At 41.7% G+C, this 26564-nt stretch carries 23 protein-coding genes; 5 read left to right on the top strand and 18 right to left on the bottom strand.

What is annotated here, in order from left to right:
- Nucleotides 1-13: 13 nt before the first annotated feature.
- The 8 genes from atpA to G9Q97_RS00190 all read right to left on the bottom strand — a co-directional run bounded on the left by atpA (nucleotide 14) and on the right by G9Q97_RS00190 (nucleotide 6049).
- Complete coding sequence (gene atpA, locus G9Q97_RS00225) at nucleotides 14-1594, bottom strand: F0F1 ATP synthase subunit alpha (RefSeq protein ID WP_166141979.1); 1581 nt, start codon at nucleotides 1592-1594, stop codon at nucleotides 14-16.
- A gap of 36 nt (nucleotides 1595-1630) precedes the next feature.
- Nucleotides 1631-2191 carry an ATP synthase F1 subunit delta gene (atpH, locus tag G9Q97_RS00220; RefSeq protein ID WP_166141977.1) on the bottom strand — a complete coding sequence of 187 codons (561 nt, stop codon included), beginning with the start codon at nucleotides 2189-2191 and terminating at the stop codon, nucleotides 1631-1633.
- 10 nt (nucleotides 2192-2201) lie between these two features.
- The gene (locus G9Q97_RS00215) at nucleotides 2202-2696 is read right to left on the bottom strand and encodes a F0F1 ATP synthase subunit B (RefSeq protein WP_166141976.1); all 495 of its coding nucleotides are present in this window, start codon (nucleotides 2694-2696) and stop codon (nucleotides 2202-2204) included.
- Between the two features lie 82 nt (nucleotides 2697-2778).
- Nucleotides 2779-3036 carry an ATP synthase F0 subunit C gene (gene atpE, locus G9Q97_RS00210; RefSeq protein ID WP_010854327.1) on the bottom strand — a complete coding sequence of 86 codons (258 nt, stop codon included), beginning with the start codon at nucleotides 3034-3036 and terminating at the stop codon, nucleotides 2779-2781.
- A gap of 42 nt (nucleotides 3037-3078) precedes the next feature.
- Nucleotides 3079-4101 (bottom strand): F0F1 ATP synthase subunit A, encoded by a 1023-nt coding sequence (gene atpB / locus G9Q97_RS00205; protein WP_166141974.1) that lies wholly within the window; start codon nucleotides 4099-4101, stop codon nucleotides 3079-3081.
- 448 nt (nucleotides 4102-4549) lie between these two features.
- On the bottom strand, nucleotides 4550-4783 hold the full coding sequence (locus G9Q97_RS00200) for an AtpZ/AtpI family protein (RefSeq protein WP_166141972.1): 234 nt from the start codon (nucleotides 4781-4783) through the stop codon (nucleotides 4550-4552).
- The gene (locus G9Q97_RS00195; RefSeq protein ID WP_073092631.1) at nucleotides 4749-5168 is read right to left on the bottom strand and encodes a bactofilin family protein; all 420 of its coding nucleotides are present in this window, start codon (nucleotides 5166-5168) and stop codon (nucleotides 4749-4751) included. Before G9Q97_RS00195 ends, G9Q97_RS00200 begins: the two co-directional genes overlap by 35 nt.
- A 2-nt stretch (nucleotides 5169-5170) precedes the next feature.
- Nucleotides 5171-6049, bottom strand: a complete 879-nt coding sequence (locus G9Q97_RS00190; protein WP_166141970.1) for a M23 family metallopeptidase — start codon at nucleotides 6047-6049, stop codon at nucleotides 5171-5173.
- 110 nt (nucleotides 6050-6159) lie between these two features.
- On the opposite strand from G9Q97_RS00190, the gene porW reads away from it, so the two are divergent.
- The 3 genes from porW to uvrC all read left to right on the top strand — a co-directional run bounded on the left by porW (nucleotide 6160) and on the right by uvrC (nucleotide 12978).
- Complete coding sequence (gene porW, locus G9Q97_RS00185; protein WP_166141968.1) at nucleotides 6160-8799, top strand: type IX secretion system periplasmic lipoprotein PorW/SprE; 2640 nt, start codon at nucleotides 6160-6162, stop codon at nucleotides 8797-8799.
- Between the two features lie 8 nt (nucleotides 8800-8807).
- On the top strand, nucleotides 8808-11120 hold the full coding sequence (locus tag G9Q97_RS00180; protein ID WP_166141966.1) for a penicillin-binding protein 1A: 2313 nt from the start codon (nucleotides 8808-8810) through the stop codon (nucleotides 11118-11120).
- Nucleotides 11121-11184: 64 nt separating this feature from the next.
- Entirely contained in the window at nucleotides 11185-12978 is a 1794-nt protein-coding gene (gene uvrC, locus G9Q97_RS00175) for an excinuclease ABC subunit UvrC (RefSeq protein ID WP_166143412.1), read from the top strand.
- Nucleotides 12979-13032: 54 nt separating this feature from the next.
- On the opposite strand, the gene porN is transcribed toward uvrC, so the two are convergent.
- From porN to G9Q97_RS00130, 9 genes are all read right to left on the bottom strand, one after another.
- Nucleotides 13033-13857: a type IX secretion system ring subunit PorN/GldN gene (gene porN, locus G9Q97_RS00170; RefSeq protein ID WP_166141964.1), complete on the bottom strand. Its 825-nt coding sequence runs from the start codon at nucleotides 13855-13857 to the stop codon at nucleotides 13033-13035.
- A 46-nt stretch (nucleotides 13858-13903) separates the two neighbouring features.
- Nucleotides 13904-15505, bottom strand: coding sequence for a type IX secretion system motor protein PorM/GldM (gene porM, locus G9Q97_RS00165; RefSeq protein WP_166141962.1), 1602 nt, complete (start codon nucleotides 15503-15505; stop codon nucleotides 13904-13906).
- Nucleotides 15506-15558: 53 nt separating this feature from the next.
- Nucleotides 15559-16362, bottom strand: a complete 804-nt coding sequence (porL, locus tag G9Q97_RS00160; RefSeq protein WP_166141960.1) for a type IX secretion system motor protein PorL/GldL — start codon at nucleotides 16360-16362, stop codon at nucleotides 15559-15561.
- Between the two features lie 61 nt (nucleotides 16363-16423).
- A complete protein-coding gene (gene porK / locus G9Q97_RS00155) occupies nucleotides 16424-17518 on the bottom strand; it encodes a T9SS ring complex lipoprotein PorK/GldK (protein ID WP_166141958.1) in 1095 nt (364 codons plus the stop codon).
- A 114-nt stretch (nucleotides 17519-17632) separates the two neighbouring features.
- A complete protein-coding gene (locus G9Q97_RS00150; protein WP_166141956.1) occupies nucleotides 17633-18607 on the bottom strand; it encodes a PorP/SprF family type IX secretion system membrane protein in 975 nt (324 codons plus the stop codon).
- Between the two features lie 77 nt (nucleotides 18608-18684).
- On the bottom strand, nucleotides 18685-19458 hold the full coding sequence (locus G9Q97_RS00145; RefSeq protein ID WP_166141954.1) for a uroporphyrinogen-III synthase: 774 nt from the start codon (nucleotides 19456-19458) through the stop codon (nucleotides 18685-18687).
- A gap of 16 nt (nucleotides 19459-19474) precedes the next feature.
- Nucleotides 19475-20590: a DUF4271 domain-containing protein gene (locus tag G9Q97_RS00140; RefSeq protein WP_166141952.1), complete on the bottom strand. Its 1116-nt coding sequence runs from the start codon at nucleotides 20588-20590 to the stop codon at nucleotides 19475-19477.
- Nucleotides 20590-22239: a BamA/TamA family outer membrane protein gene (locus G9Q97_RS00135; RefSeq protein WP_317168714.1), complete on the bottom strand. Its 1650-nt coding sequence runs from the start codon at nucleotides 22237-22239 to the stop codon at nucleotides 20590-20592. Before G9Q97_RS00135 ends, G9Q97_RS00140 begins: the two co-directional genes overlap by 1 nt.
- An 83-nt stretch (nucleotides 22240-22322) precedes the next feature.
- Nucleotides 22323-23234: an SMP-30/gluconolactonase/LRE family protein gene (locus tag G9Q97_RS00130; RefSeq protein WP_394352957.1), complete on the bottom strand. Its 912-nt coding sequence runs from the start codon at nucleotides 23232-23234 to the stop codon at nucleotides 22323-22325.
- Between the two features lie 141 nt (nucleotides 23235-23375).
- Here G9Q97_RS00130 and hemW point away from each other — a divergent pair, with 141 nt between their 5' ends.
- Nucleotides 23376-24500 (top strand): radical SAM family heme chaperone HemW, encoded by a 1125-nt coding sequence (hemW, locus tag G9Q97_RS00125; protein ID WP_166141950.1) that lies wholly within the window; start codon nucleotides 23376-23378, stop codon nucleotides 24498-24500.
- 19 nt (nucleotides 24501-24519) lie between these two features.
- Nucleotides 24520-24837: a DUF721 domain-containing protein gene (locus G9Q97_RS00120; protein ID WP_317168710.1), complete on the top strand. Its 318-nt coding sequence runs from the start codon at nucleotides 24520-24522 to the stop codon at nucleotides 24835-24837.
- A gap of 82 nt (nucleotides 24838-24919) precedes the next feature.
- Here the strand turns inward: G9Q97_RS00120 and G9Q97_RS00115 are convergent, their stop codons facing one another.
- Nucleotides 24920-26371 (bottom strand): aldehyde dehydrogenase (NADP(+)), encoded by a 1452-nt coding sequence (locus G9Q97_RS00115; RefSeq protein WP_166141948.1) that lies wholly within the window; start codon nucleotides 26369-26371, stop codon nucleotides 24920-24922.
- Nucleotides 26372-26564 lie beyond the last annotated feature (193 nt).

Genomic DNA, 26564 nt, shown 5'->3' with positions numbered 1-26564 from the left:
ACCGATATATACTTTATTTAGCCGAATATTTTGGTGCAAGTTCAGCCACTGCTTTTTTCAATAATTCTCCGGTTGTATCCAAATCACCTTTACTGATAGCCGTCAATGCTTCGGGATATTGTGCCGTGATAAGATTATAAAAATCCTTTTCGAATGCACGCACTTTGTCTACAGGAATACTATCCAGTAATCCTTTCGTAGAGGCAAAGATAATGGCTACCTGAAGTTCTACCTTTACAGGTGAATACTGGCCTTGTTTCAGTATTTCCTGGTTTCTTCTTCCTCTTTCTATGGTCCTTTTGGTAGTTGGGTCCAAATCAGAGCCAAATTTTGAAAAGGCTTCCAATTCCCTGAATTGCGCCTGATCCAACTTGAGGGTACCGGCCACTTTTTTCATGGATTTGATTTGGGCATTTCCTCCTACCCTGGATACGGATATTCCCACGTTGATAGCGGGACGGATTCCAGCGTTAAAGAGGTTTGTTTCCAAAAATATTTGCCCATCTGTAATAGAAATCACATTGGTAGGAATATAGGCAGAAACATCACCTGCCTGGGTCTCAATAATTGGGAGTGCAGTCAGGGAACCACCACCTTTTACCAAGGGGGCCAAAGATGGGGGCAAATCATTCATTTGCCTGGCAATTTCATCAGAGGCATTGATTTTCGCCGCTCTTTCCAACAATCTGGAGTGAAGGTAAAATACGTCTCCAGGATAAGCTTCCCTTCCAGGAGGCCTTCTCAACAATAGGGACACTTCACGGTAAGCAACTGCCTGCTTGGAGAGGTCATCATATACTACAAGTGCAGGTTTTCCGGTATCCCGGAAAAATTCCCCAATGGCAGCACCTGTAAATGGCGCAAAGAACTGCATAGGTGCAGGATCTGCAGCAGATGCACTTACAATAACCGTATAAGGAAGAGCGCCTCCCTTTTCCAGCGAAGCTACTACATTGGCCACTGTTGAGGCCTTTTGTCCGATAGCTACGTATATACAAAAAACGGGTTCTCCTTTATCGTAAAATTCCTTTTGGTTTAGGATGGTATCAATGGCAACCGCTGTCTTACCAGTCTGTCTGTCACCAATGATCAATTCCCTTTGTCCTCTTCCGATTGGAATCATGGCATCAATGGACTTGATACCTGTCTGAAGAGGCTCATTAACAGGTTGCCTGTAAATTACACCGGGGGCTTTCCTTTCCAAAGGCATTTCGTAAAGTTTCCCTTCCAAAGGACCTTTACCATCAATCGGAGTGCCCAGGGTGTCTACCACCCTACCCAGCATGCCTTCTCCTGCTTTGATGGAGGCAATCCTCTTGGTTCTTTTGACAATATCACCTTCCCGAACGGATTTGGCATCTCCAAATAATACTGCCCCTACATTGTCTTCTTCCAGATTCAGCACCATGGCCTTCAATCCGTTTTCAAACTCAATCAACTCACCGGCCTGTGCCTTGGAAAGCCCATAGATACGGGCCACACCATCACCAACCTGGAGTACAGTACCTACTTCTTCTAATTCCGCTTGGGTCCTGGCACCAGAAAGTTGCTCTTTTATAATTGCCGAAACTTCATCAGGTCTTACATCTGCCATTATTGTATAGGATTATTTTTTATTACAGCTAAAATTCTAATATTTCTTTTCGTAGAGGTTCTGAGTAAATCCCAGGCGCAACTGTTGCAACTTACTTTTGATGGATTCATCAAGTTGCCGGTCTTCTATTCTCAGGATAAACCCACCGATCAGTTTGGGATCGATCTTCTCTATTAATTCTACTTTATCTTTACCGGAAACTTCCTTTACAATGTCCTTCAAAGCTTTTCGAAGGGCATCATCCAATTGAATGGTGGCCACCACATCTGCTTTTTGAATACCATGATGTTCATTGTACAAGCGATGAAAACCTCTGCCCATTTCTGGCAAGATTCCCTCTCTGCCTTTTTTACTTACAAGGTCAAAAAACTTCAAAATCAAGGGAGATGCCTGCTTTCCTGCAAGGGAATGAATCACTTTTAACTTGTGCTCTGAGGAAATCACCGGGCTTTGAATGGCATCCAAAAATTCGGGGCTTTCATCGGCGTATTGCAACATGCGCAACATGTCTCCGTGCACTTGTTCCAGTTCATTATTTTCTACCGCCAGTTCCAACAATGCTTTTGCGTAACGGGAGGCAACTCTGTATGCAGACATTCGCTATTGATTAATTTAATTTGATATCTTTCACAAAATCCTCAACCAATTTTTTCTGGGAAGCTTCGCTGGATAGGTTTTGTCTCAATAATTTTTCAGCAATCAGCAGCGACAACTCCGCAACCTGAATTTTCACGTCAGTCAGGGCAGCCTGCTTCTCCGTTTCAATAACGGCTTTGGCCTCTTCTATCATTTTGGCTCCTGCTTTGGAGGCTTCTCCTTTGGCATCTTCCATCAATTTGGCAGCATACTCATTGGCTGATTTAAGGATCTCATCCCTCTCAATTCGGGCTTCCTGCAGCAGTTTTTCATTTTCCGCTACCAAATTAGCCATTTCCAACTTGGCCTTTTCGGCTTCATTCAGGGAGGCTTCTATGGCCCCATCCCTTTCCTCTAGTGCGGCAAGGATGGGTTTCCAGGCAAACTTTGCCAGAAGAAAAAACAAAATGGCAAAACCCAAAGTTTGCCAGATAATCAAACCTAAATCAGGACTAATCAGATCCATGGTGTATGTTGTTTATGCTAAATATCAATTTGTTCAAATGTAAAGAGCAGACCGGCCAAATGCCGGTCCACTTTACTTAAATTTAGAAAGTAAGGTTGCCATTAAGTGCAATCAGCAGACATACTACTACTGCAAACAAGGAAACCACTTCAATAAGGGCAGCGATGATCAACATTGCAGTCTGGATTTTTCCAGCAGCCTCAGGCTGACGCGCAATGCCTTCCATGGCTTGTCCACCGATTCTACCAATACCCAGACCTGCGCCTATCGCTACAATTCCGGCACCGATGCCAGCACCCATAAGTGCAAAACCGGCAGTCAATAATAAAGAAGTCAACATACTCGTTTTTTATTTAATTAAATTGAACAAAGAAATTTACGATCAATGCTCATGTCCATGGTCAGCTACTGCTGCACCAATGTACATGGCGGAAAACAGGGTAAATACATAAGCCTGAATCGTTGCTACCAACAGTTCTATCACATTGATAAACACCACCATCAAGGTAGAAGCAACACCAACGGCATAAGATTCAAATACAAATATCAACCCTATAAAACTCAAAATGACAATATGACCCGCTGTAATGGCTACAAAAAGCCGGACAGTGAGGGCAAAAGGTTTGGTAAACAAACCGATTATTTCAACAGGTACAATGATCAGCAATAAGGGTAAAGGAACCCCAGGTGTGGCTACCACATGTTTCCAGTAAGCTTTATTGCCATTAAAATTCGTGACAAAGAAAGTAATCATAGCCAGCGTTACCGTCACGGCAATGTTACCGGTCAGGTTTGCAGCGCCTGGCAACAAACCCAAAAGGTTACCTATCCATATAAAAAAGAAAAGGGATAGTAAATAGGGAGTGAATTTTTTGTACCGGGGACCAATATTGGGTAAGGCGATTTCATCCCTTACAAAAACCACAATAGGTTCTACAAACGAGGCAATTCCTCTTGGCGCCCTATTGGGATGCTTTTTGTAATGGCTGGAGGCAGACAGCATCAGGTACAGTGTAACTATCAAAACCAAAAACAGCATGGCCACATTCTTCGTAATACTCAAATCCACAAAAGACCTGCTTTCGTCGACTGCCTGTAGCTTATCATGCTCATCTATGTAATAACCGTTGTGTTCTACCCCGAAATGATGGGTCTCCGGGTCTACAAATGATGATGAAGAGTAAAATTCAAAGCCCCTGTCCGAAGAATAAATAATGACGGGAAGAGACAGGGTAATATGAGTATGCCCAACAGTAGCAAAATGCCATTCATGGGAATCTTTAATATGGTGCATGATGAAACTTGTCTTGTCTTCATCTTCACCTGATGCAGCCACTGCTACACCTGAAAAAGTCAGTAAAATCACTGACAATAAGAAACTTAACCTGATTATTTTGCTGAACATCAAAATATTTTTTATCGCCTATTTCGAATGAAGGCGCAAATTAGCTATTAAGCTGTAGATATCAAACAATAAATACAACAAATAAATGATAAAGAAATCAACAACAAACCAAAGTAAATTTTCATCTCCTTGCCATAAAATCAAAAAAACGAAGCCAATACTACCAAGCAACCTGATTACTGTGACCCCCAAAATGACAGATACAGCATTAAATATTTCCAGCTTCATCAGCTTTACGGCCAAAAACCCAATCATCGCCGTAAGAAGAGTAAAGAAAGTCAGCATGGCCCAAATTTTTTGATGCCACCAGGGTCCTGGAAATAATATTTTCAGGACACCTGTTAGAAGAAACAGGGCCAGGGAAAACAAAATCAACTTAACAACCATTTGAGGAATGGGGAGCTTCACTATCGTGGATGATTATTTACAGCATTCTGATAAAAACGGTTCATTTTTTTTCATCAGATTGCAGGGATTTGAAAAGTTGGTAAAATGCAATGAAAATGGATAAGAAACATCCAATTAACAAATAAAGCGGAAAACTCATCCCGCTTTTCAAATGAAGCCGGTATCCCAAATAGGTGCCTAAACCAATAATGGCACACATTTGAAAAGCCAGACCAAAATACTTTACATAATTAGGTGGGTCAGTTTGAGGAGAGCTGTTTTTTGGGGTTGGCATGATCCCGTTCCAATTTTAATTGGTTGTTGTTTCCCATATTACATTTTCCGTTGAACTCAGCTCCATTTTCGATGATCAGTTTTTTGGTGAAAATATCTCCAAAAATAAGTGCTGATTTTTTGAGGAAGAGTGATTCTTCACAGTGAATGTTCCCATTTACCTGTCCGGATATCTCCACATCTGCAGCTTTCACATCTCCGTTAACCTTTGCGGATTCACCGATGATGATCTTTTGCTGGGAATCAAGAGAACCTTCTACAGTACCCTCTACACGGATATTTCCCTGAGAACCTATATTTCCAACGATCACTGTTCCTACCGCCACCAGATTGCTGGAGGTCACCAATTCATTGGTATTTCTTCTGTCATCAGAATTTTTTGCCATATCTAGTCAAATGTTATAAACTCTTGCGGGTCAAGCGGATTTCCCTTATACCACAATTCCAGGTGCAGGTGTTGCCCCGTAGTCTGCTCTCCGGTGTTCCCAATTATGGATAATATCTCCCCTCCCCTGATGGGATCACCAACAGATTTCAATATTACAGAATTATGTTTGTAAATCGAAATCAATTCGTTTGAATGCTGCACCCCAACTACATAACCGGTCTCAAGGGTCCAGTTTGCGAAAATCACTGTTCCATCTGCCACAGCTTTTACCGGCTCGTCCTCTCCTGCGACCACATCTACACCAAAGTGCGCCTCTGCTGAAGAATACCCACTGGTGACAACCCCTTTTACCGGAGGGAAAAAATAATTATCCGTGAATGATCCACTGCTAATCCTTCCAAAATTAGCTTCTTCCAGTGGCAGGGACTCGAATTCTCTCACAATTTTTTGTGTGGCTTCACTACTTTTAAAAAGGTCGATTTCACTTCTATTTACCTGCTCCCTTTCTGCAGTATCTTCATTTGATGCTGTTTCGACCTGATCCATTTCTTCTTCCCCGGAGATTACCATCTGGATATTTCTTACATATTGGTCTTTGGCTTCCACTTCCATGATAAGGGAATCTATCGTTTCTGATAAGGAATGTATCTTGACCATATTTTCGGTTTCAATATAAACCGGATCAAACCACCTGGCCAATAAAGACTTTGACAAAAACAGGGCAGCTACAAAACAAGCCATAAAAACCAAAACGAATAATAAACCCACCCTGATTTTTGTAATGTTGAAAGAAGTGATCACAGAAAAATCCTCCTCCTTTCTGATCACAATCAGAAATTTGGTCTCAATCCAATCATTAATTTTCTGTTTTAAGCTCAACGCGCTACTCTTTTAAATTTATTTATTTTACAAAAATAGAATTAAATTCCTTTCGTTTAAGTTTTTGTTACAAAAGAACTAATTTGGTCCCGATTTCAAATTCCAAACCATTGCAGAAAAATATCCTGTTTTTCCTATTTCCAATCTTTTTGGTGCTGAGTCTTTTTTCGTGTTCATCGCAAAAAAACTCCTTTACCAACCGCCTTTATCATAACACAACGGCCAGGTTCAATGCCTATTATTATGCCAACGAAAAAATTTTGGAACTTGAAGGTAAAATAAGGGAGGAATACCAGGAAGATTACTCTCAGGTTTTACCGGTGTTTTACCCCATAGATAGCAGTACCATTGAAGCCAATGAAGCGCTCCTGGAGGAAGCGAGAGAAATGGCATCAAAAGCCATAGATTGGCACAAAATAAGCAAGTGGGTGGATCCTTCCTATTTTCTTATTGGTAAGGTAGATTATTACAAAGGTCAATTTGAAGAAGCACAGAACACTTTTAAATACCTGAATGTCAACAGTGAGCAAGATGAAGTCCGCCATGAAGCACTGATCCAATTGCTGAAAAGTTTCGTTGATCTTGGCCAGTTTGAAGATGCAAATTTCGTCATTGACTACCTCTCCAAAGAAACCAGCATTAGCAGGGAGAACAAAAAATTTCTCTACAAAACCCTGGCCTATTATTACGAAACGAGGGGGGAGACCGACATGATCGTACCCTCCATATTTAAAGCTTTGGAATTAAGTAATGACAAGGCCGAAATTTCCCGAATGCATTTTATGCTTGGCCAAATGTACCAAAATGCCGGTTTGGATGCATTTGCCTATGAATATTACCAAAAAGCACTAACCGGGAGCCCCAATTATGAAAGGACATTCTTCGCCCAACTGTATTCTCAGCAAGTTGCCGAACTTGAAAAGAGTAAAGACCTAAAAAGGGTCAGAGATTACTATGATGAGCTTTATAAAGACAACAAAAATGTAGATTTCAGGGATGTGATTCTCTTCGAAAAGGGGAGGTTTGAAAAAAAACAAGGAAATCTGGAAGAGGCTATCCGCCTCTATTCCCTCGCAGTAAAGGAACCGGGAGAAAATGAAAGGCAAAAAGGTTATATCTACCAGGAATTGTCAGAGATATATCTCCACGAAAAAGAAGATTTCCTCAAAACCAAATATTACCTGGACAGTGCCCTGGAAAAGTTCAAAGAGACAGACCGAAACTACGCCGATCTCGCTTCAAAAAAGGAAGTTTTTGACCAGTATGCAAAAAATTACGAACTGCTGACCAGGAATGACAGCCTGATCCGGTTGAGCCGCCTAAGCCCTGAAGAACAAGAAAAATTTGTTTCCAATTATCTGGAAAAAGAAGAAGAAAGGTTGATTTTGGAAGCAGAGTTGGCCAATAAAAAGGAAAATACCGGCATATTTGAAAACCTCCTGGCTTTTGGCGGAGCCGGTGGAAGCGCTACCTCCTCTTTCTACTGGGATAATCCAACAGCCATACAGCGAGGGGCATTGGAATTTAACAGGGTCTGGGGAAACCGGCCCTTAACTGACAATTGGAGGAGGAGCAACAGAAGTTTCCAGGATAATGAAGCCTCCGAATCATTTAGCCCCCAAATACGCGAAACTGAAGAAGCTCCAGAGGACTCCCTGGCTTCCACCCCAATAAGTACGCTACCGGACAAGGCCAGTTTATTGAGTCAAATTCCCAATGAACCGGAGACCAGGGAAATGATGGAGGCTGAAATGGAAGATGCTTATTTTAACCTGGGTAAATTATTGTATTTTGATCTCAAACAACCTGAGAAAGCCATCGGCTACCTGGAAAAATTAATTCAGGAATTTCCTCAAACGCCCAAGAAGCCTGAGGCTTATTATACCCTATACCTGGCTTCCCAGGAACTCAATACCAACCCGCAAATATATTTTGAATTACTCAATGCGGAATTCCCAAATTCCCAGTTTACCAAGTCCATCAACAATCCGGATCAGGTTTCCGGATCCCAGGCCAATATTGAATCTGGTGAAAATTACAAAGAGGCCTATGTTTATTTCCAGAACAGGGAATATGCCACAGCCAGAAGCATAATCAGGGAAACCTTAAACCGATATCCTTTAACAAAAAATACGGACCGATTATTGCTGCTGGACATTATGATTTCCGGAAAATTGGAATCATTGGAATTATACAAAGAACGCCTTCAAGGATACCTCCAACAAGCCAAGGACGAAAAACTGCTGGATTTTGCAGAAGAGCTATTGAAAGCAGTGAGTGGGGATCGTGAAAACGACATAGACAATGAACCTGAAGAAAGCGAGGATGATGCCATGTCTACAGAGGTAAATGAGGAAGATCCTGCTGACTCATTATCCAATTCACCCTACCAGGAAAATAAAGGGCAAACCCACATATTTATATTGCCAATGGATGCGGACCTGGCTGAAAATGTGGGAGATCTAACTGCAGCACTGGAAAGTTTTCATGCTGAAAATTACCCCAATCAAAGGTTGCGAACGGGTACCATTGCCATCAGTAGGGAATTAAGTATCCTTATTATCAGCCCCTTTCCAAATGCGGCTAAATCTATGGAGTATAAAGATGCCTTTTTAAATAGTTTTAACATAGATTCCTTACCTGAAGAAATAAAAAATAGTAGTTTTGTAATTTCTATTGAAAATTTTCAACAACTCAATAAAAGGAAAGACATAGATGAATACCGGTCTTTCTATGAGAATGCTTATTGATAATTCATATGAGTAAAAATACAAAAAATACCTCTTCCCCCCTATATCAAAAAATCATCAAATACATGTGGCTTGTATTTGGGTTAGGCCTGGTTGGTTTTATGATATTTGTGTTGGCGGTAAATGCCAATTTTCTGGGGCTATTTGGAGAAATGCCTGATTTTGAATCTCTCGAAAATCCGGATAGTGAGGTAGCTTCAGAACTTTATTCAGCAGATGGAGTCCTTTTGGGAAAATATTATCGCGAAAACAGATCTCCGGTAAATTATAATGAACTTTCCCAAAATCTTATAAACGCATTGATTGCAACGGAAGACGTGCGATTTGAGGATCATTCGGGTATAGACCCGAGAGGTTTATCGAGGGTTTTGGTAAAAACCCTACTTTTGGGGCAAAGCGGAGCTGGTGGAGGAAGCACACTCAGTCAGCAAACCGCTAAAAACCTTTTTAAAACCCGGACGCAGGCCTCCCAGGGATTATTGAGTAATATTCCAATTTTGAGGATGATAATCATCAAAACCAAAGAATGGATCGTTGCAGCCAAGCTTGAAAGGGCTTATACGAAGGATGAATTGCTAACCATGTATCTGAATACCTCAGATTTTGGCAGCAATGCATTTGGGATCAAAACAGCAGCAAGTATTTTTTTTAACAAAGACCCGAGAAATCTGAATATTCAGGAAGCCGCTACTTTAGTAGGTTTATTTAAAGCACCTTCCTACTACAGCCCTGTTTACAATCCTGAAAATTCAACCCGAAGGAGAAATACGGTTCTTTCGCAGATGAATAAATACGGTTACATCTCCCAATCCCAATACGATAGCATATCAAATTTGCCCATAGAACTGGATTATAATGTTGAAAGCCACAATGAGGGTCTAGCCACCTACTTCAGGGAGGTGGTAAAGGCAGACCTGATCCAGTGGACAAAAGAAAACCTGCGAGCAGACGGCAGCAACTATGACCTGTTCGGAGATGGACTGCGGATATTTACTACTATCGACAGCCGCCTTCAGAAATATGCAGAAGAGGCAGTAGGAGAACACATGCCCGAACTTCAGCAAAAATTCAGGGAAGAAATGGGAAACAGGGATCCCTGGATTGACAGCAATCGCAGACCCATAGAAGGATTTATAGAAAATGCCGTAAAAAGAACCGATGCTTATAGAAATCTCAAATCAAGGTACGGCGATGACCAGGATAGCATTGATTTTAAGCTCAACCAAAAAAAGAAAATGAGAATCTTCTCCTACGAAAAGGGAGAAATTGATACCATGATGAGTACCATGGATTCGCTGCGTTATTATAAGAAATTTCTCCAGGCAGGCTTCGTTTCCATGGATCCACACACGGGTCATATCAAAGCCTGGGTGGGAGGAACCAACCATAAATATTTCAAATACGATCACGTAAAGCAGGGCAAGAGACAACCCGGCTCAACTTTCAAGCCCTTTGTCTATGCCGCTGCAATAGAAAATGGCTATGGCCCATGCTACACCGTCATCGACCAGCCTGTAGAAATCAATATCCCCAACCAGCCAACCTGGAGGCCAGATAATGCCGATGGAAAATTTACCTACGAGCGAATGACCATCAGGTCAGCCATGTCACAATCAGTCAATTCCATCACAGCATATATGATGAAAAAACTGACTCCAAGTGTGGTGGTAGAAACAGCCCACCGGGTAGGTATCAATAGTGAATTGGAAGCCGTCCCGGCTTTGGCCCTGGGCACGGTAGACGTTTCCATTATGGAAATGGTAGGGGCCTTTAGTACTTTTGTAAACAAAGGAGAACACATCACCCCCATTTATATTGATCGCATAGAAGATAAAAATGGAAATGTACTGCACCAGTTTATTCCCAGAAAAAGACCTGCCATGAGCGAAGAGCATGCCTATATTATGGTATACATGCTTCGGGGAGGTACGGAAGAAGAAGGAGGAACCAGTCAGGGACTACCCTGGCATCTCCGGGACGAAGGAAATGAAATTGGTGGGAAGACAGGCACCACTCAAAATGCCTCGGACGGTTGGTACATGGGTATCACCAAAGACCTGGTAAGCGGGGTTTGGGTAGGCGGAGATGACCGTGCCATACATTTCAGAAGCTGGATCAATGGTCAGGGATCGAGAACAGCCAGGCCGATTTGGTCTAAATTTATGACCAAAGTTTATGAAGATGAATCTTTGGATATAACCAAAGGTCCGTTTCCCAAGCCCGAAAGGCCCCTGAGTGTTGAAATTGACTGTTCCGAATATGACCTGAAGCAGGATGTTTACCAGGAATTTGATTATGATGCCACAAGTACGGATTTTTAATCCCCTTTCATGGAAACGTCATTTCCTGGGAGTCGACCAATAATTTCTTGTCTTTATGGACGACATGCTTTCCCCTTCTTACCTTCCAAGCGAATACCAGCAACTACCTGATCTACCGGGAGTCTACCGGTACTATAACAAGGAAGGCTTATTGATTTATGTAGGAAAGGCAAAAAATCTTAAAAAAAGGGTTGGAAGCTATTTCAATAAAAATGCGGGAATCAATCAAAAAACCCGCAGGATGGTCAAGGAAATCCAGAAAATAGAATTCACCATAGTCAATTCTGAATTTGATGCCCTGCTTCTGGAAAACAACCTCATCAAAAAATCCCAGCCCAAGTACAATGTCTTGTTAAAGGACGACAAAACTTATCCCTATTTACTGCTTACCAAAGAACCTTTCCCCAGAATCTACCCAACAAGACGGGTAATCCCTTCCAAAGGGACCTACTTTGGCCCATTTGCCAGCGTAAAGGCAATGAATAATGTTCTGGATTTGATACTATCTCTATTTACCATTAGAACTTGCAAACTGGACCTTTCAGCGGAAAAAATAAAGGCTTCTAATTACAAAATCTGTCTGGAATATCACCTGGGAAACTGCAAAGGGCCATGCGAAGGACTTCAGGATGAATCCAATTACTTGAAGGATATAGAGCAAGCGAGGAATATCCTGAAAGGAAACCTGAGTTTGCCCAAAACCCATTTTAAGGAATCCATGCAAGCGGCAGCATCCGCTTTGGACTTTGAAAAGGCTCAATTGTATAAGGAAAAATTTGAGCTGCTCGAAAAATACCAGGCCAAATCCCTGGTGATCAACCCTAATGTCGACAGCCTGGATGTTTTTTCCATTGTCAGTGAAGAAAAATATGCTTTCGTCAATTACCTGCGCATAAAAAACGGAGCCATCACCCTGAGTAAAACCGTAGAGTTAAAAAAGAAACTGGATGAACCCGATCAGGAGTTGTTATTAACCGCCATTGTGAGACTTAGGGATCAATTTCAAAGTGATGCCAAAGAGGTACTTGTAAACCTTGAATTTGAGGACAGCCCGGATGGATTGCAACTATCCCTTCCAAAAATCGGGGACAAAAGAAAATTAATAGATTTAAGCCTGAAAAATGCCCTTTATTATAAAAAGGAAAAAGCTTTGCTGGCAGGAGAAACAAAAAATAAAAAAAACCGGGTACTGCTTCAATTACAAAAAGACCTTTCCCTGACAGAGCTACCCTATCACATAGAGTGCTTCGACAATTCAAATATTCAGGGAAGTAACCCCGTTGCCAGCATGGTATGCTTTAAAGACGGCAAACCCAGTAAAAAAGAATACCGGCACTATCACATCAAAACGGTAACCGGACCCAATGATTTTGCCAGCATGGAGGAAGTAGTGCTCAGGAGGTATAAAAGAATCCTTAATGATGGCTTTTCCCTTCCCAATTTGATCGTCATAGATGGTGGAAAGGGACAATTATCATCAGCCGTTGCTGCGCTGAAATCCCTGGACATCTATAAAAAGGTACCCATCATTGGGATCGCCAAGCGCCTGGAAGAGATTTATTTTCCCGGAGATCATTACCCCATTTTTATTGACAAAAAGTCTGAATCCTTAAGGCTGATACAACGCATCAGAGACGAAGCCCATCGATTTGCCATTACCTTTCACCGTAACCTACGGAGCAAAGGGGCTCTGGGCACTCAGTTGACCACCATAGAAGGCATTGGAGAAAATACTGCCAACAAACTACTGAGCCACTTCAAGTCAATTAAAAACATTGAAAAAGCCACATTGGAAGACCTTTCCGATCAAGTTGGTAAAGACAAAGCCAGTAAAATTTTTAACAGGCTTCACTCATAAAAAAAAAAGCCCTGTTAAGGGCTGTTTTTTTTTTACAAAAGAAATGGCTCTAAATTACCATTCCCAAAGATTGTTTTCCCATTCAAGCAGGTCGTATTCAAATTCAAGCGAATTCAAATAAGCCTGAAGTTCCGGATTCGGGTTATCCGCATCGACCATATCTACTATCAAGGCATTGTCCGGATTGGTGTATTTCCTGACTACAGACCTGAATAACCTCAAATCGAAAGCCTGGCTGTAAGGCAAGTGCTTGGATGTATTTTGAAAGTTTAGCCATTGCCCTTTTTCCACATCATCAAAATAATTGTAAAAGTCCTTAAACCGAATAAAAGCAATTGACTTTTGCCCTACGTTGGCGTTGGTTTCAGAAGGCATGACCAATTCCAGGTATTTTACGTCAAATTTAACTTCTGACCTGTGCTTGTCAAATACAAAATCCTCTTTGAAATCCAGGTAATAGATATCTTTTACGAATACGCTGTCTCCGTTTTCAGCCGTCAGAAAATTGGTTTGAAATTCACTAATGGATAGAGGTTCGGTAAACTCCTCATCAGCAAAAATTTCAAATGCATTTTCATTCACAATGGCATCATAGATGTTCATCATGATACCATCGGATTTCAGACCTCCGGTTCCATAGAGGGGAAGATTGAATTTTTCCCTCAGATCTATCCTTCTCCATACGCCCACCTGGTACATTTTATCATCTTCCCGTATGGGCAGAACCGAATAAACGGTGTCCATATCGAAACCTGAGTCCCCTACCTGCATGTTGGGATTTTGTGTATTGGTATTTTGAGAAAACCCGGGCATGGCCAGAAAAATCCCTGCTAGCAATAGCAGCATAAGCTTCAGACCTAAATTTCTTGATTCCATCATGTTTTCTTTTATTTAGTGTGTCTATAACGACTTATATTTTAGAATATTATCTAATAGAGATCGGATAGACTTCATTTACAGTACTTTTAATCTTATTACCCCTAAAATTGGTTCTGGTAACCTCACGCGCAATCACTACAAGTTTATCTCCACTTTGCGCCTGGGCCAGTAAATTTCTCACAGCCACATTCTGTCCGGTGATGTTTACACTTTCCCTGGGCACGTCATTTCTTACCAGCCTGACCTCCCCGCCAGTAACCTCAAAGTTGGCATCTCTGGACATGGTCCGGCCAAAAGTAGGTTCCGGTATGGCCCTGATTTGAAGATTGGTTAAACTACTGGCAGCAACGGGATTTTGTAAGTCAATCTGAGTATCTCCGGTAAATGGTCTGATTGTAGGAGCAGGAACAGGCTTGATGTCGTAATCCACTGTTCCAATTCTATTTCCACCACTGGACACCCCAATATTCACCGTTCCGGAAGCAACCGGAATTATGGTCACATCCGAAGGTCTGGATCCTTTGATGGCCTGACCTCCGGAAACGGAAAACTCAGGTGCATAGGAATTGCCAAGGGCAGGTACTTCAATGACCAGATCATTTGCGCATTCCGCATACAATTGGTTGACGACCTCAGAACTTACTTTGATAACAGGCTGCGCCACGAAATACTCATATTCAATATTGAAAACACTATCCTGTCCGCCTATGGGAACTGTAATTTCACCGCTTAAAGTTCTTGGAGCAAGTCCCCTGTCATCGTAATTGGAGGCTGGTGCGACGGGAAATTCAATTTTCCCAAAACCACCTTCCACAGGCACTTCCCGGCCGTCCGCCGTCATTTTAAGCTCTGTGGAAGAGGAGGAAGATGCCAAAAACATCTCAGCTTCAAAGGTAGTGCCTGCTGCCACCACATTTGAATTGGCAGCAATTCTGGCTTTCAGGTTATCCGCCTCGAAGATAAATGAACCCAAAGAATTGGTAATGGCCGTTAATGCCTCACTTTCAATGTTCAAAACTTCATTTTGATGCTGACTGATAATAGCCAAAACCGCGCCTATGGGAGACTTTACATAATTAAGGTTAACATAATCCTTGTAATTGACATCAACGTCATTTTTAAAAAGATCAATTTCGGAGGCATCTTTTGCGATTTTCTCAAATGAAAGCTGAATGTTCAGATCTGCCAGCATCTGAGTCAATTCCTCAGGAAAAGCATTCAATCTTTCCTGCATCTCATACCCTAACCGGTTGTTGTTAAAAATATTTCCCGGTATGTCCGTGTTTTTTAGTGCTGAAGTTTTAAAATTTCCTTCATCATTGATCGCATTGGACTGCTCTATTACCGCAGTTTTCGCTTCTTCAAGATACCTGTAAAGATCTGCGCTTTTGGCCCGTATCTCTTCGGCGGCCGCAACCTTTGGGACATCCAGGGGATTGTTTCCTTGCTGCTCTACTGTAGAAGAAATGATATTCACCGAAAACTGATTTTTCTGAATATAATTCTTGGAAGTTCTTTCCAGACCATCGTTGATCAAGATAAATTTCTGAAGGATCTGATTACTTACCTGAAGTGCCAACAGAGCTGTCAGTACCAGGTACATCATCCCGATCATCCGCTGTCTTGGTGTTTCTTTACCACCCGCCATAAGCTAAATTATAGTTATATAGTATAAAATAATAAGAACTGATAAGTAACGATTTAACCTTTCATTGCTGAAAGCATGCCTCCGTAAACTTTATTTAGGGAATTGACATTCTGGTTAAGTTTCGCCAGTTCGGTTTTAAAAGTTTCTGTTTCTTTGCCGGCCTCTGCAATACCTTCCATCGCAGCCGTCACGTTGGAGTAAAATTTACTAATGGTTTTTGCATGCATATTCGAGTCCTTCAATTCCTCTTCATACACATTATTCAATGCAGACAGATTTCTGGTCACATTGACAATCTGGTCTCTGTATGCCTTCGCATCTTGAGATGCAGAAGACATTTCTGATAAAGCACTTGCAGTCTTGCTGTATGAATCGTTGATATCCACCAGGGATTTTGAGGCTTTCTTTACGTTTTCAGCGTATTCATTGGTAGCAACTGTGGCATCTGACAAAGTACCCAGTTTTTCGGTAGTGCTCGCAAGATGTTGCATACCCTTACCCAGGCTTTCCAACAACTCGGGACCAATTTTAGCTTTTTCCAATAACTGATCCATTTTTTGTGAAGTCTGATCAGTACTTGTCCTTGCCGCTCTTGGAGGTGTAGCACCTGCATTGGCTCCGGCCAATTCAGGATATACTTTGGTCCAGTCCAATTCTTCATTTTTTGGTTCGAAGGCAGATAAAAAGAAAATGAGTGCCTCGGTAGTTAAACCTACCCCAATCATTAAAGAAGCAAAGGGCCAATCCAAAATCTTAAACATGGCTCCCAGAATAACGACAGCTGCTCCAATGCCATAAATCTTAGGCATGATCGAACCATAAAACTTATAAGCGAAAGTGTTTTTTTCTGTTGACATAATTTTTAAAAAACTTTAAATATGAATGGAATATTATTTACAATTGGGTGATCAGGTGATTTTATCTTCTGCTTCTTTTATTGGACTTCACTTCCATGCTTCCAGACCGTCCAATATAAGTCATGGCAGTACGGAAACCTATGTGTGCCGTTTGTACATATTGGTATTCGTAATTTCTGGCACTGGTCTCCAAAAAGTGAGCCACATCTTTCCATGAACCTCCTCTAACAACTTTTTTTGTTTCGGTCGTGTCTTTATAGGTTGGGTTCATATCCCAAATCAAAGCATTTGCAGCTGGATTATAGGCATCCTCTACCCATTCTGACACGTTACCAGCCATATTATACAGGCCAAATCCATTGGGTGCAAAGGCATCCACAGGGGCAGTGTAGGCAAACCCATCATCAATGTAATTGCCACGCCCTGGCTTGAAATTGGCCATCAGACATCCTCTTCTGTTTTTCAGATAAGGTCCTCCCCAGGGATACTTGGCGATTTCTTTTCCTCCTTTGGCAGCGTATTCCCATTCCGCTTCGAATGGAAGCCTGAACCGGGGCATATCGAATTCGGATTCATCATTGGCATTCATGTGATACGTTTTCCATTCACAGAATTGTTTCGCCTGGTCCCAACTGATACCTACAACAGGATAATCGTCAAAGGCCGGATGATCAAAATAATATTCCATCAAAGGATCTCCATAATGATGGGTGAAACTTGAAGACCATACGGTGGTATCCGGAAGTAACTCTTCCAAAACAAATTCCGGTGCATCTTTCTGGGTGGTAGGCGTACCGAGCGCCAGGTCTCCCATACGAACCGCATCCAGAAATTGCCTATACTTGTTATTGGACACCTCATGCTTATCCATAAAAAATTCTGATATCGTGACCTGCTTATTCATGGAGGACATACTCAAGGCGATATCTTCATCTGCCTGCCCGATCCAGAATGTTCCTGCTTTTACGGGAGCCATTTCAAATGGTAAGGCTTGTTGCCAGCCTGAACGCTTGGGCACGCCCGTTACTTCACCTCTTCTGTTAAGTTTTTCACTTGAAGTGCCTTTGTTTCCAAAAAGACCACAACCTTGAAGTAGTGTCATTATTACCAACCCCAAAATGAGGGGGAAAAAGCGCCGATTCATTTTTTTAAACATAAATGACATTAAATTAACTACATTCATTTTCAACCATTTAAACGAACAACCAATTCGAAATTTAACAGATTTTATCAGAAAAACACAAGGAATTTTTCAATAAAGTTTAAATCCTTAAAACCTAAATCTAGGTGTTCTCTGAATCACCCTTTCAATTTGTCTGGTTACCTGGGGTAAATTATACGTCAACATAAACTCATGGGAGGAGGGAGATTTTGCTTCCAAGCCACCCACTACCAAATCAAATGCGTAACCCAGCCTGAGGGAGTTATCTTTTAACAGACTATAACCTAATAGTACCGATGCCGATTCCTCTCCCCTGTAAGCCAGCCCCAAACTAATTTTATTATTGTACGAGCCTATAACGCTGAAGTCATAGGAAAAATTATTTAGGGATACTGATTTTACCAATATACTGGGTTCAACTGTGAATTGCGCAAAAGTGTTTATTCTATATCCTGCCAAAAAGTAATTGTGATTTTCAAGTCTGTTGGCCAAACTGCCATCTCCAAAATCAAATCCTGGTTCATTCAGGTTTCTACTGCTCAAACCCAGATAAAAACTTCCACGGTCATATAGTATCCCTGCTGTTAAGTTGGGGTGAACCTGATTTTCATTTCCCCCAGAGGGAATATTGGGGTCGGGGTTCACCGGTAGAAATTCATCATATCGAATGGTGCTGGAAAAAAAGCCGCCTGAAGCACCCATACTTAATACACCCCTACCTAAGGTTAAATGATAAGCCAGGGATAAATTTATTTCCTGATTGTTAAATGGTCCGATTTCATCGTTTACAGCTACCAAGCCAAATCCTACCGGAATATTTTTCAACCTTCCCGAGGCTGACAGCAACTGGGTCGTAGGAGCCCCGCCGGCTCCCGTACTGGTAGTATAGTCCAGCCATTGACTGCGGTGCAAGGCAGAAATTGAATAACCAGCATCCTTTCCGGCAAAAGCAGGGTTATAAAATAGACCATTGTACATGTATTGGGTAAACTGCGCATCTTGCTGACCAAATACTGAAGGACTAACCAACAGAAATGCAAGGCAAAAAAACACACAGGTTAACAGGTAGGATTTGATGGTCATGTGTAAAAGACATTTTGCAATTGAAAATCTATTCTACACATTTAAACTGAATTTTCCTGAAAAAAGATTAAAAGATATCAGATTTTATTTGCTTTTTTTATGTAAAGTTCCAAAGCTCCCGTCATACTTGGTGCATTTGGAAGGGGTGCCTCAATATCCAAAATCAAGCCTTCTTCTTTTACGGCTTGTGAGGTAGTGGGACCGAAAGCAGCGATTCTCGTCTTTCCTTGCTCGAAATCAGGGAAATTGCTAAAAAGGGACTTAATGCCGGAGGGACTGTAAAACGCCAAAATATCATATTTGATGTCTTTCAAATCGGACAGGTCCGCAGCTACTGTATGATAAATGATAGCCTCTGTAAAGGCAATGTTGTTCTCATTTAAATAATTGGGAATATCTTCCTTCCTGATATCCGAACAGGGAAATAAATATTTTTCAGATTTATGTTTCTTAAAGAAATCAAAAAGATCTGCCGCAGTGCGGTTCCCCACAAACAACTTTCTTTTCCGGATAACAATATATTTTTGAAGATAATGTGCTGTTTGTTCCGAAATACAAAAGTACTTCATGTCAGCAGGCATCTCAACTTTCAACTCTTGACAAATACCAAAAAAGTGGTCTATTGCATTTCTGCTGGTAAAAATTACCGCAGTATGTTTTAAAATTTCAATCTTTTGTTTTCTAAAATCTTTAATGGACACTGGCTCCACCTGAATGAATGGTCTGAAGTCAATTTTAATCTTGTACTTTTCAGCCAACTGAAAGTATGGAGACCGCTCGTCGGAAGGTTTTGGCTGAGATACCAAAATGCTTCTAACCCGGTTTAATCTGTCTTTTGTTGATTGCGTCATTTTATTTTTTTTTCCTTTACCCTAGGAGAAATTTACAAATCACCAAAAAGGGGATCAATTCAGAGGTGCAAAGGTATGAAAATAAATGATAATTATTAAAACCATTTTTTTTGTACAACCATATGGATAAGCCTATAATACCCAGAGAATATACCGTAAGAAAGGAAATGAACAGCCACCAGACATACGTACTTCCAGACAGCAAATTGTTAGAATACACCACCACTGTAAGCCCAATCAAAACCAATAACCCAAAACCGCTGACTTTTAGCAAATAAAAAAAGTGGGGAAGAGCTATTTTTTCCAGTTCAAATATATACGTATTGATGCCCAACCAAATAAATTTCAGAAAGGTAATCCCGGTTAATGAAAGCGTAAATGCCAACCAAACGAAAACCATCATTTCAATATCATTTTCCAGAGATAACCCAAAAAAATCAATGCCAAAGACATGTAAGCCCAAAATCCCCATCAGTGCCATGCCCATATTGATCAAAATCAAATAAAATAACAGCTCTGCCGAGTAAATTTTAGAAAAACTAACAGATTCCCACAGGTCTTCAAAAGAAAATATGGCAATTGGATTCCAGAAAAGCCCGAAAATAGATGGAAAAAGCACCCTGAACAAGGCAAGAAAAAATAAAATAGCCAATACAATGGTAAAAAAGAAATCTTTGAACCTATCCCTGCTTCTTTTATTGTCTGCCGATTGGTCCTGGACTTGGCCTGGGCTGGAATCCGCATCAAAAAAACCTTTCCTAACTGAAAAATCCTTTGGATCAATCCCCTTCTTAAACGCGGAAATTTTTAGCTCACCAACTTTCCCAATCCTCGATTCCAATTCCTGATTTGAAATAAACAGCAGGGTGTCATTGGTAACTACCTGCCATAATTCTTCTTCAATAAATAATGCTGCACCTTCAGGAAGCCTGATCCTCCATTCCGCTGTTGAAAATTGTCGGGTATCTACCCAAACATATACCGCATCATTTGGGGTAAACACACCCTTTTCCGAAGAAAGCTTTATTTCAGGATCGTAATTGGACAAAACCTGCGAAATAGCTTGTTTCGGGAAAGCCAGCATCCAAAGGGTGCTAGCCACAATCAAAAAAAACCTGTGTTCCTTTTTCATTAAAAACGTCCCGTAAAACCAAAATGAATTCTCGAATAATTAAAACCCAGAGGCTGGTTGGCGGCCTTTCCCAAAGCATAGACGAAATTAAAAATACCTCCGGCTGTTTCCAAACTTAATCCTCCACCAAAAGAAAACGGCCAATCTCTTGCCTGCCGGCTTACCTGCTCCTCCAACATGCCAAAGTCCATAAACAAAAGAAAATACGAATAGTTTCCGAAGTAATACCGGGGTTCTACGTTCAAATAAACATATCGATTGGTGAAGAAGAAATTTTCATTGAAGCCCCTGATGGTTTGCAGGCCTCCCAATCTGAACAAATCATTGAGCAATAAATTGGAATTGTTTAATTCCCCCGCACCTAAGGACAAGCGGGAGCTGAAATACTGCTTCCATTTCAGAAAATAATCAACCTTACCCTGAATATAGTATTGAAGTGAGTTTTTTTCGATCCCCGAATACAAGTCTGCCGAAATCCCCGTATTTTCTTTAATGATTTTATTGCCAATCCCAAAAGTTAAATTGCTTCTCCACCCGGATTTCGGTACGATCAGGTCATCCACATTGGTGTAATGCAAAACAGCTCCGTAATTGTTGTACCTGAAATCTGCCACTTCAGGCAACTCAGTAGCATTTTCATACCTGCTCACACTCAACAAGTCGCCTGCCTGCCACTTCCCGAAAAAATCAATGTAGGTATGTGCTGCCATTTGGTAACCCACCTTAAAAGTAAAATCCCGGTTTAAAAAGGTGGTATCCTCTTTCAAAAATGAAAAAGCGCCACTGATGTCTAGCCGGGAACCGAGAATATAAGGTTCCCGGGCCTCCAGTCGGAGGTTTTGGGAGTATTGGGTTAACCTTTGCCAATTAAGCAGGTAATCCCTTCCCTTCCCGGATACATTATATAGCTGCAAGTCAAATTGTCCGGTGACCAACCACTTGCTGGCTTCAATTTCATTGGGTAGCAGGCCTATGATCCCATCAATTGCATTCATTCTCTGGTCATTTACCGGCAAATATACGGTGGCCTGCTCGTTTTGAAAGGACAATTCCGGACTTCCGGCCAGGCTAACATAAGGCACATTATTTTTGAGCAAATCCATAACCTGATTTACTTTTTTTTGGGAAAAAGGCTCACCGGGCAAAATGCCGGTTTTTCTGGCCAGATAAAGTGGTTGGGATTTTGAATTCCCTGTGATTTGTAAGGTATCAAAACGGATCAGGGGTCCTTTATCCATAAACAGGGCCGCCGAAACCTGCCCGTTTTCGATATTGATACTGTCTAATTTAACTGATATAAAAGGGAACCCCTTATTCTGTCCTGTTTCCAGGATCTCTTCCATCAATTGTTGAACCCTTTGAAACTGAAAAGGGCTGTCTTTTCCGATATAGGCTCCGGCATTGATTGAAGCCGATATCCAGGGTTCCAGGTTTCCGTTTCTTAGTTGAATCCATTTATACTGTTTGCCGCTATTCAGACGCAGAAGTACTTTTTTTTCTGAAATGAATAAAAGTTTGCTTTCCATGTTTAAATATCCCTCCCGCTGCAGCGAATCAATCACGTTTGCGGAAAAGCTTTGAATGGCCAGGCTATCCGAAAAATTAAATTCCAATATTTCACTTTCTGCTTTGCCCCGGGACAATTCCACGGTCAATACATAATCCCGTTCTTGCGCAAAGCAATAGCAGCAAATAAAAAAAAACTGTAAAACAAAAATTGATTTATACCAGCTTACCAAACACCCCTTACTTTCATTGGAAAGGTATACACGGAACCCATGGCCGTTATGAACAAGGTTTTTCTGTCTCCAGCACCAAAACATACATTTGCAGTCCACTTTTCTTCTACAGGAATATGCCCTATCTTATCTCCTTTACTATTAAATATGGTCACCCCATCACCTGTCAGATACACATTCCCCCTGTTATCCAGGGTCATGCCATCTGAACCCATTTCCACAAATAAACGCCTGTTGGTCAGGTATCCATCTTCCTCAATGTCATATATGTACGTTTTATCAGCTCCTATATCGGCTACATAGAGGTTTTTCCCATCCGGTGTGCCGACCAATCCATTGGGTTTTACCAGATTATCGTCCACCCTGAAAAATTGTAATCCATCATTACTCAGGTAGTACAAATGCTCCCCGTCCTGCTGCATTTCAGGATCTCTCTCCCAATAATCCCTTTTGTACAAAGGGTCTGTCAGGTAAATTCCACCCCTGGGATTGATCCATAAATCGTTTGGACCATTCAGTTTTTTCCCTTTAAAGTTTTCAATAAGCACCTCTGGATTACCCTCTTTATCAAAAGACCACAACTCATTTTCCAGGTCTGCACATGCGATCAAATCCCCGTCCCGGTTGAAATACAGTCCGTTTGACCTTCCTGCATCCTCCGAAAAAACAGTGATCTCTCCTGTTGAAAATTTCCACCTGTAGATTTTGTTGTTGGGTTGATCGGTAAAAAAAACGTTTCCCTCCCTGTCCACTGCAGGACCTTCAGTAAAGCCATACCCTTCTCCTACCTTTTCCAAGACGGCATTCTTTTGAACCAAACTTTTTTTAATATCCATTTGGGCCAAAGTAAGGTGTGACAAAAGTAAAAACACCATCAAAATTGGCAGTACTGATTTGGACAACATCATTTTCTACGGGTTTTGGGAATGATCGATCATTTGGATCCAAAATTAACTCAATTATCGCCAAATCCTAAAATGCCTGATCAATAATCTTTAGATTTGCACTGGTAAAGCATCCCGATTTTCAACTTCCAAATCTTTGTTATGGCAGGTATTTACATACACATTCCTTTTTGCTTGCAGGCCTGTCATTATTGCGATTTTCATTTCAGTACAAACAGAAGCCATGCATCAGAAATGGTCAGCATGATCTGCCGTGAGCTGGAACTGAGAAAGCATTATTTATCCGAAAGCGGACCCATTCACACCATCTATTTCGGTGGGGGAACCCCCTCTCTGCTGCCTGCTGAGCAAATCGCAAAAATTTACGACAGCATTCAAACGCATTTTGATTGCGAGCTTCAGGAAACCAGTTTAGAGGCCAACCCCGATGATTTAACTGATGAAAAATTAGATGCATGGCTAGCGCTTGGCGTTGATCGGTTAAGTATCGGCATACAAAGTTTTAACGATGATGTTTTAAAATTCTATAACAGATCCCATAATGCGAAAGAATCACTGCTGGCCATAGACAAGGCACGAAAAGCCGGCTTCCAATCTTTATCCATGGACCTGATATATGGCTTTCCCCATACCGACCACAGCATTTGGCAAAATGACCTGTCCCAAACCCTGGCACTGGCTCCCAACCATATCAGCTCCTACTGCCTGACCATAGAGCCACAAACAGCATTGGGAGTTTGGGAAAAAAAAGGAAAATTTAAAGCAGCCTCAGAAGATTTTCAGGCCGAACAATTCGAAATACTTCAAGGTAAGCTGGAAAAAGCTGGTTACCTGCAGTATGAAATCTCCAATTTCGCCCGAAACAATGCTTTTTCAATGCACAACAGCAATTACTGGAAAGGTATCCCCTATTTGGGCATTGGTCCGGGTGCCCATTCATTTGACGGAAATCACAGGGGATACAATGTTTCGAATAACATGGTCTATATCCGGAAACTCAAAGAAAACCAACTTCCATACCAGAAGGAGACGTTATCAGCAGACGAACAGATCAATGAGTACCTGCTCACTTCCATGCGGACAATCTGGGGAATCGATAACGCCTATTTAGTGAATAAATTTGGATGGAATCTATTCAAAGAACGAGAAAACACCCTCTCCGACATGCAAAGGCAGGGCTTGATTCTTGTTGAAAATCAATCCGTCAGCTTAAGCAGAAAAGGGAAACTTTTGGCAGATTACCTGGCTTCAAAATTATTTATCTAATGAATCATGCTACCTTTATATGATGAAAAAATATCCGACTGGCACCCAAAGAACAAGCAATACCTCCCCGTTAAAAGAGGTTTTTGAAGAGCTTTTGGAAGCTTATAAGCTCAAGGATACGTATTCGGAGAAAACGGTCATTCAAGAGTGGGGAGCACTCATGGGCAAAACCGTGGCCTCCCGGACCCAAAGTCTATCTATCAGAAAGAAAGTCCTGTATGCTAAAATCAGTTCAGGACCCCTTAAAAAGGAAATGATCATGAACAAATCTAAAATCATGTCATTGATTGCCGAAAAATATGGTAAAGATGTGGTAGAAGACATCGTATTCCTGTAAATAAAAAAGCGGGATAAACTTTCTTTATCCCGCTTCCTTTCTTAATGGTGTTTGATTTTCTCTTTTTTTACCTCCAATCCGATCAGTAACTTACCCATGCTCCATCCACCTTCCGGAGTATTCCCATGGGATTGCCTTCTTTTAAAGCATCGGGCCAGATACTCTCCGGCATATCCTGATAGGCCACCGGTCTGGCAAATCGTTTGATGGCATAGGTTCCCACAGAAGTACTTCTGCTGTCCGTAGTAGCGGGAAACGGCCCCCCATGCTGCATGGCATGGCCAACCTCTACCCCAGTAGGCACTCCTTTGAATAGCAGTCGACCGCACTTTTCCTCCAAAAGATGGAGCAATGCAGTCCTGTTTTTCAATTCTTCTTCCTCCGCCCAAATCGTACAGGTAAGTTGTCCCTTCAAATTTTCCACCAGGGCCTGCAGTTGGTCTTCCTGCTCATAAACCACTATGATGCCGAAGGGTCCAAAGACTTCTTCCTGAAAAGCTTCATCACTCAGCCAATCTGATGCTTTGACTTTTGCCAGGGCCACATTTCCGGTAAGCACATCTGTCTCCTCTGAATCCAGTAACCATGTCAGTTTTTTGGATTGGGAAAGTGCTTCCAGCGCCTGATAATAGGTGTGACAGATTCCTTCGTGCAGCATGGGTGCTCCTGCTACCTCCTTTAAGCTGTCCACCACCGCAGCAGAAAAAGCCTCTTCATGAGATTTGGGAATAAAAATAAGACCGGGATTGGTGCAAAATTGCCCCACACCCAGACTCAGTGAGGAAGCGTAGGCAGCAGCAGCTGACTCAATTTGCTTTGAAAGGTACCCTTCCAGCACAAATATGGGATTGACACTTCCCATTTCAGCAAATACCGGAATTGGGTTTTCTCTTGCATTACAAGTATCGAAGAGTGCCTTCCCCCCTCTGAATGATCCCGTAAATGCCACAGCTTTGGCCAAAGGATGCGCAACCATTTCCTGCCCTGTATCAATTCCTCCTTCTACATGTTGAAAAGTCCCCTTCGGCAAACCGCTGATTCTAACGGCATTTTTAATCGCTTCAGCCACCATTCGGGAAGTTTCCGGATGAGCAGGATGGGCTTTGTAAATGACAGGGCATCCCGCAGCAAGGGCGGAAACGGTATCCCCTCCGGCAGTAGAAAACGCAAGTGGAAAATTGCTTGCCCCAAACACAACTACCGTACCCAGGGCTTTTAGCATTCTCCTGATATCCGGCTTGGGAGCAGGTTTTCTATCAGGGTCCGGATGATCGATGGTGGCTTCTACCCAGCTTCCTTCATCCACCAATTGAGCAAAAAGCCTGATCTGCCCCAGGGTCCTGCCTAATTCACCGGTAATTCTTCCCTCCGGGAGATGGGATTCTCTGGAGGCAGATGGTATTAAATCATCCCTTATTGCCTCTATTTGTTTGGCCATTTCCTCCAGGAAACCGGCGATTTTATTCTTATCCAAAGTTTTTAATGTCAAAAATGCCTTTTGAGCATCCTGAAAATTGATGTCTATCTGACTCATGTGCGTATTTTATGTTTTATGGGTTAATGCTGATTAAAAGGATTTGCCGTTTAGTCATTCATTCATTGTTCAAGTTAAATGATATTCGGCGTAGTCGCAAAAAATACAGCCAGATTACCCCATTTCCTACCAACTTTTGCCTGATCAATTAAAAAATTCAGTGCTTCTTTTTTATATTTAAACCGGTAAATGC

It is taken from the genome of Cyclobacterium plantarum, assembly GCF_011290685.1.
GTDB classification, from domain to species: domain Bacteria; phylum Bacteroidota; class Bacteroidia; order Cytophagales; family Cyclobacteriaceae; genus Cyclobacterium; species Cyclobacterium plantarum.
This window is presented reverse-complemented; position numbering and strand designations above follow the sequence as displayed.

Excerpts from the sequence above, each read along its gene's own strand:
- atpA (WP_166141979.1), bottom strand. The coding sequence starts at position 1,594 with ATGGCAGATGTAAGACCTGATGAAGTTTCGGCAATTATAAAAGAGCAA.
- atpH (WP_166141977.1), bottom strand. The coding sequence starts at position 2,191 with ATGTCTGCATACAGAGTTGCCTCCCGTTACGCAAAAGCATTGTTGGAA.
- G9Q97_RS00215 (WP_166141976.1), bottom strand. The coding sequence starts at position 2,696 with ATGGATCTGATTAGTCCTGATTTAGGTTTGATTATCTGGCAAACTTTG.
- atpE (WP_010854327.1), bottom strand. The coding sequence starts at position 3,036 with ATGTTGACTTCTTTATTATTGACTGCCGGTTTTGCACTTATGGGTGCT.
- atpB (WP_166141974.1), bottom strand. The coding sequence starts at position 4,101 with ATGTTCAGCAAAATAATCAGGTTAAGTTTCTTATTGTCAGTGATTTTA.
- G9Q97_RS00200 (WP_166141972.1), bottom strand. The coding sequence starts at position 4,783 with ATGCCAACCCCAAAAAACAGCTCTCCTCAAACTGACCCACCTAATTAT.
- G9Q97_RS00195 (WP_073092631.1), bottom strand. The coding sequence starts at position 5,168 with ATGGCAAAAAATTCTGATGACAGAAGAAATACCAATGAATTGGTGACC.
- G9Q97_RS00180 (WP_166141966.1), top strand. The coding sequence starts at position 8,808 with ATGAGTAAAAATACAAAAAATACCTCTTCCCCCCTATATCAAAAAATC.
- uvrC (WP_166143412.1), top strand. The coding sequence starts at position 11,185 with ATGCTTTCCCCTTCTTACCTTCCAAGCGAATACCAGCAACTACCTGAT.
- porN (WP_166141964.1), bottom strand. The coding sequence starts at position 13,857 with ATGATGGAATCAAGAAATTTAGGTCTGAAGCTTATGCTGCTATTGCTA.
- porM (WP_166141962.1), bottom strand. The coding sequence starts at position 15,505 with ATGGCGGGTGGTAAAGAAACACCAAGACAGCGGATGATCGGGATGATG.
- porL (WP_166141960.1), bottom strand. The coding sequence starts at position 16,362 with ATGTCAACAGAAAAAAACACTTTCGCTTATAAGTTTTATGGTTCGATC.
- porK (WP_166141958.1), bottom strand. The coding sequence starts at position 17,518 with ATGTTTAAAAAAATGAATCGGCGCTTTTTCCCCCTCATTTTGGGGTTG.
- G9Q97_RS00150 (WP_166141956.1), bottom strand. The coding sequence starts at position 18,607 with ATGACCATCAAATCCTACCTGTTAACCTGTGTGTTTTTTTGCCTTGCA.
- G9Q97_RS00145 (WP_166141954.1), bottom strand. The coding sequence starts at position 19,458 with ATGACGCAATCAACAAAAGACAGATTAAACCGGGTTAGAAGCATTTTG.
- G9Q97_RS00140 (WP_166141952.1), bottom strand. The coding sequence starts at position 20,590 with ATGAAAAAGGAACACAGGTTTTTTTTGATTGTGGCTAGCACCCTTTGG.
- G9Q97_RS00130 (WP_394352957.1), bottom strand. The coding sequence starts at position 23,234 with ATGTTGTCCAAATCAGTACTGCCAATTTTGATGGTGTTTTTACTTTTG.
- hemW (WP_166141950.1), top strand. The coding sequence starts at position 23,376 with ATGGCAGGTATTTACATACACATTCCTTTTTGCTTGCAGGCCTGTCAT.
- G9Q97_RS00120 (WP_317168710.1), top strand. The coding sequence starts at position 24,520 with ATGATGAAAAAATATCCGACTGGCACCCAAAGAACAAGCAATACCTCC.
- G9Q97_RS00115 (WP_166141948.1), bottom strand. The coding sequence starts at position 26,371 with ATGAGTCAGATAGACATCAATTTTCAGGATGCTCAAAAGGCATTTTTG.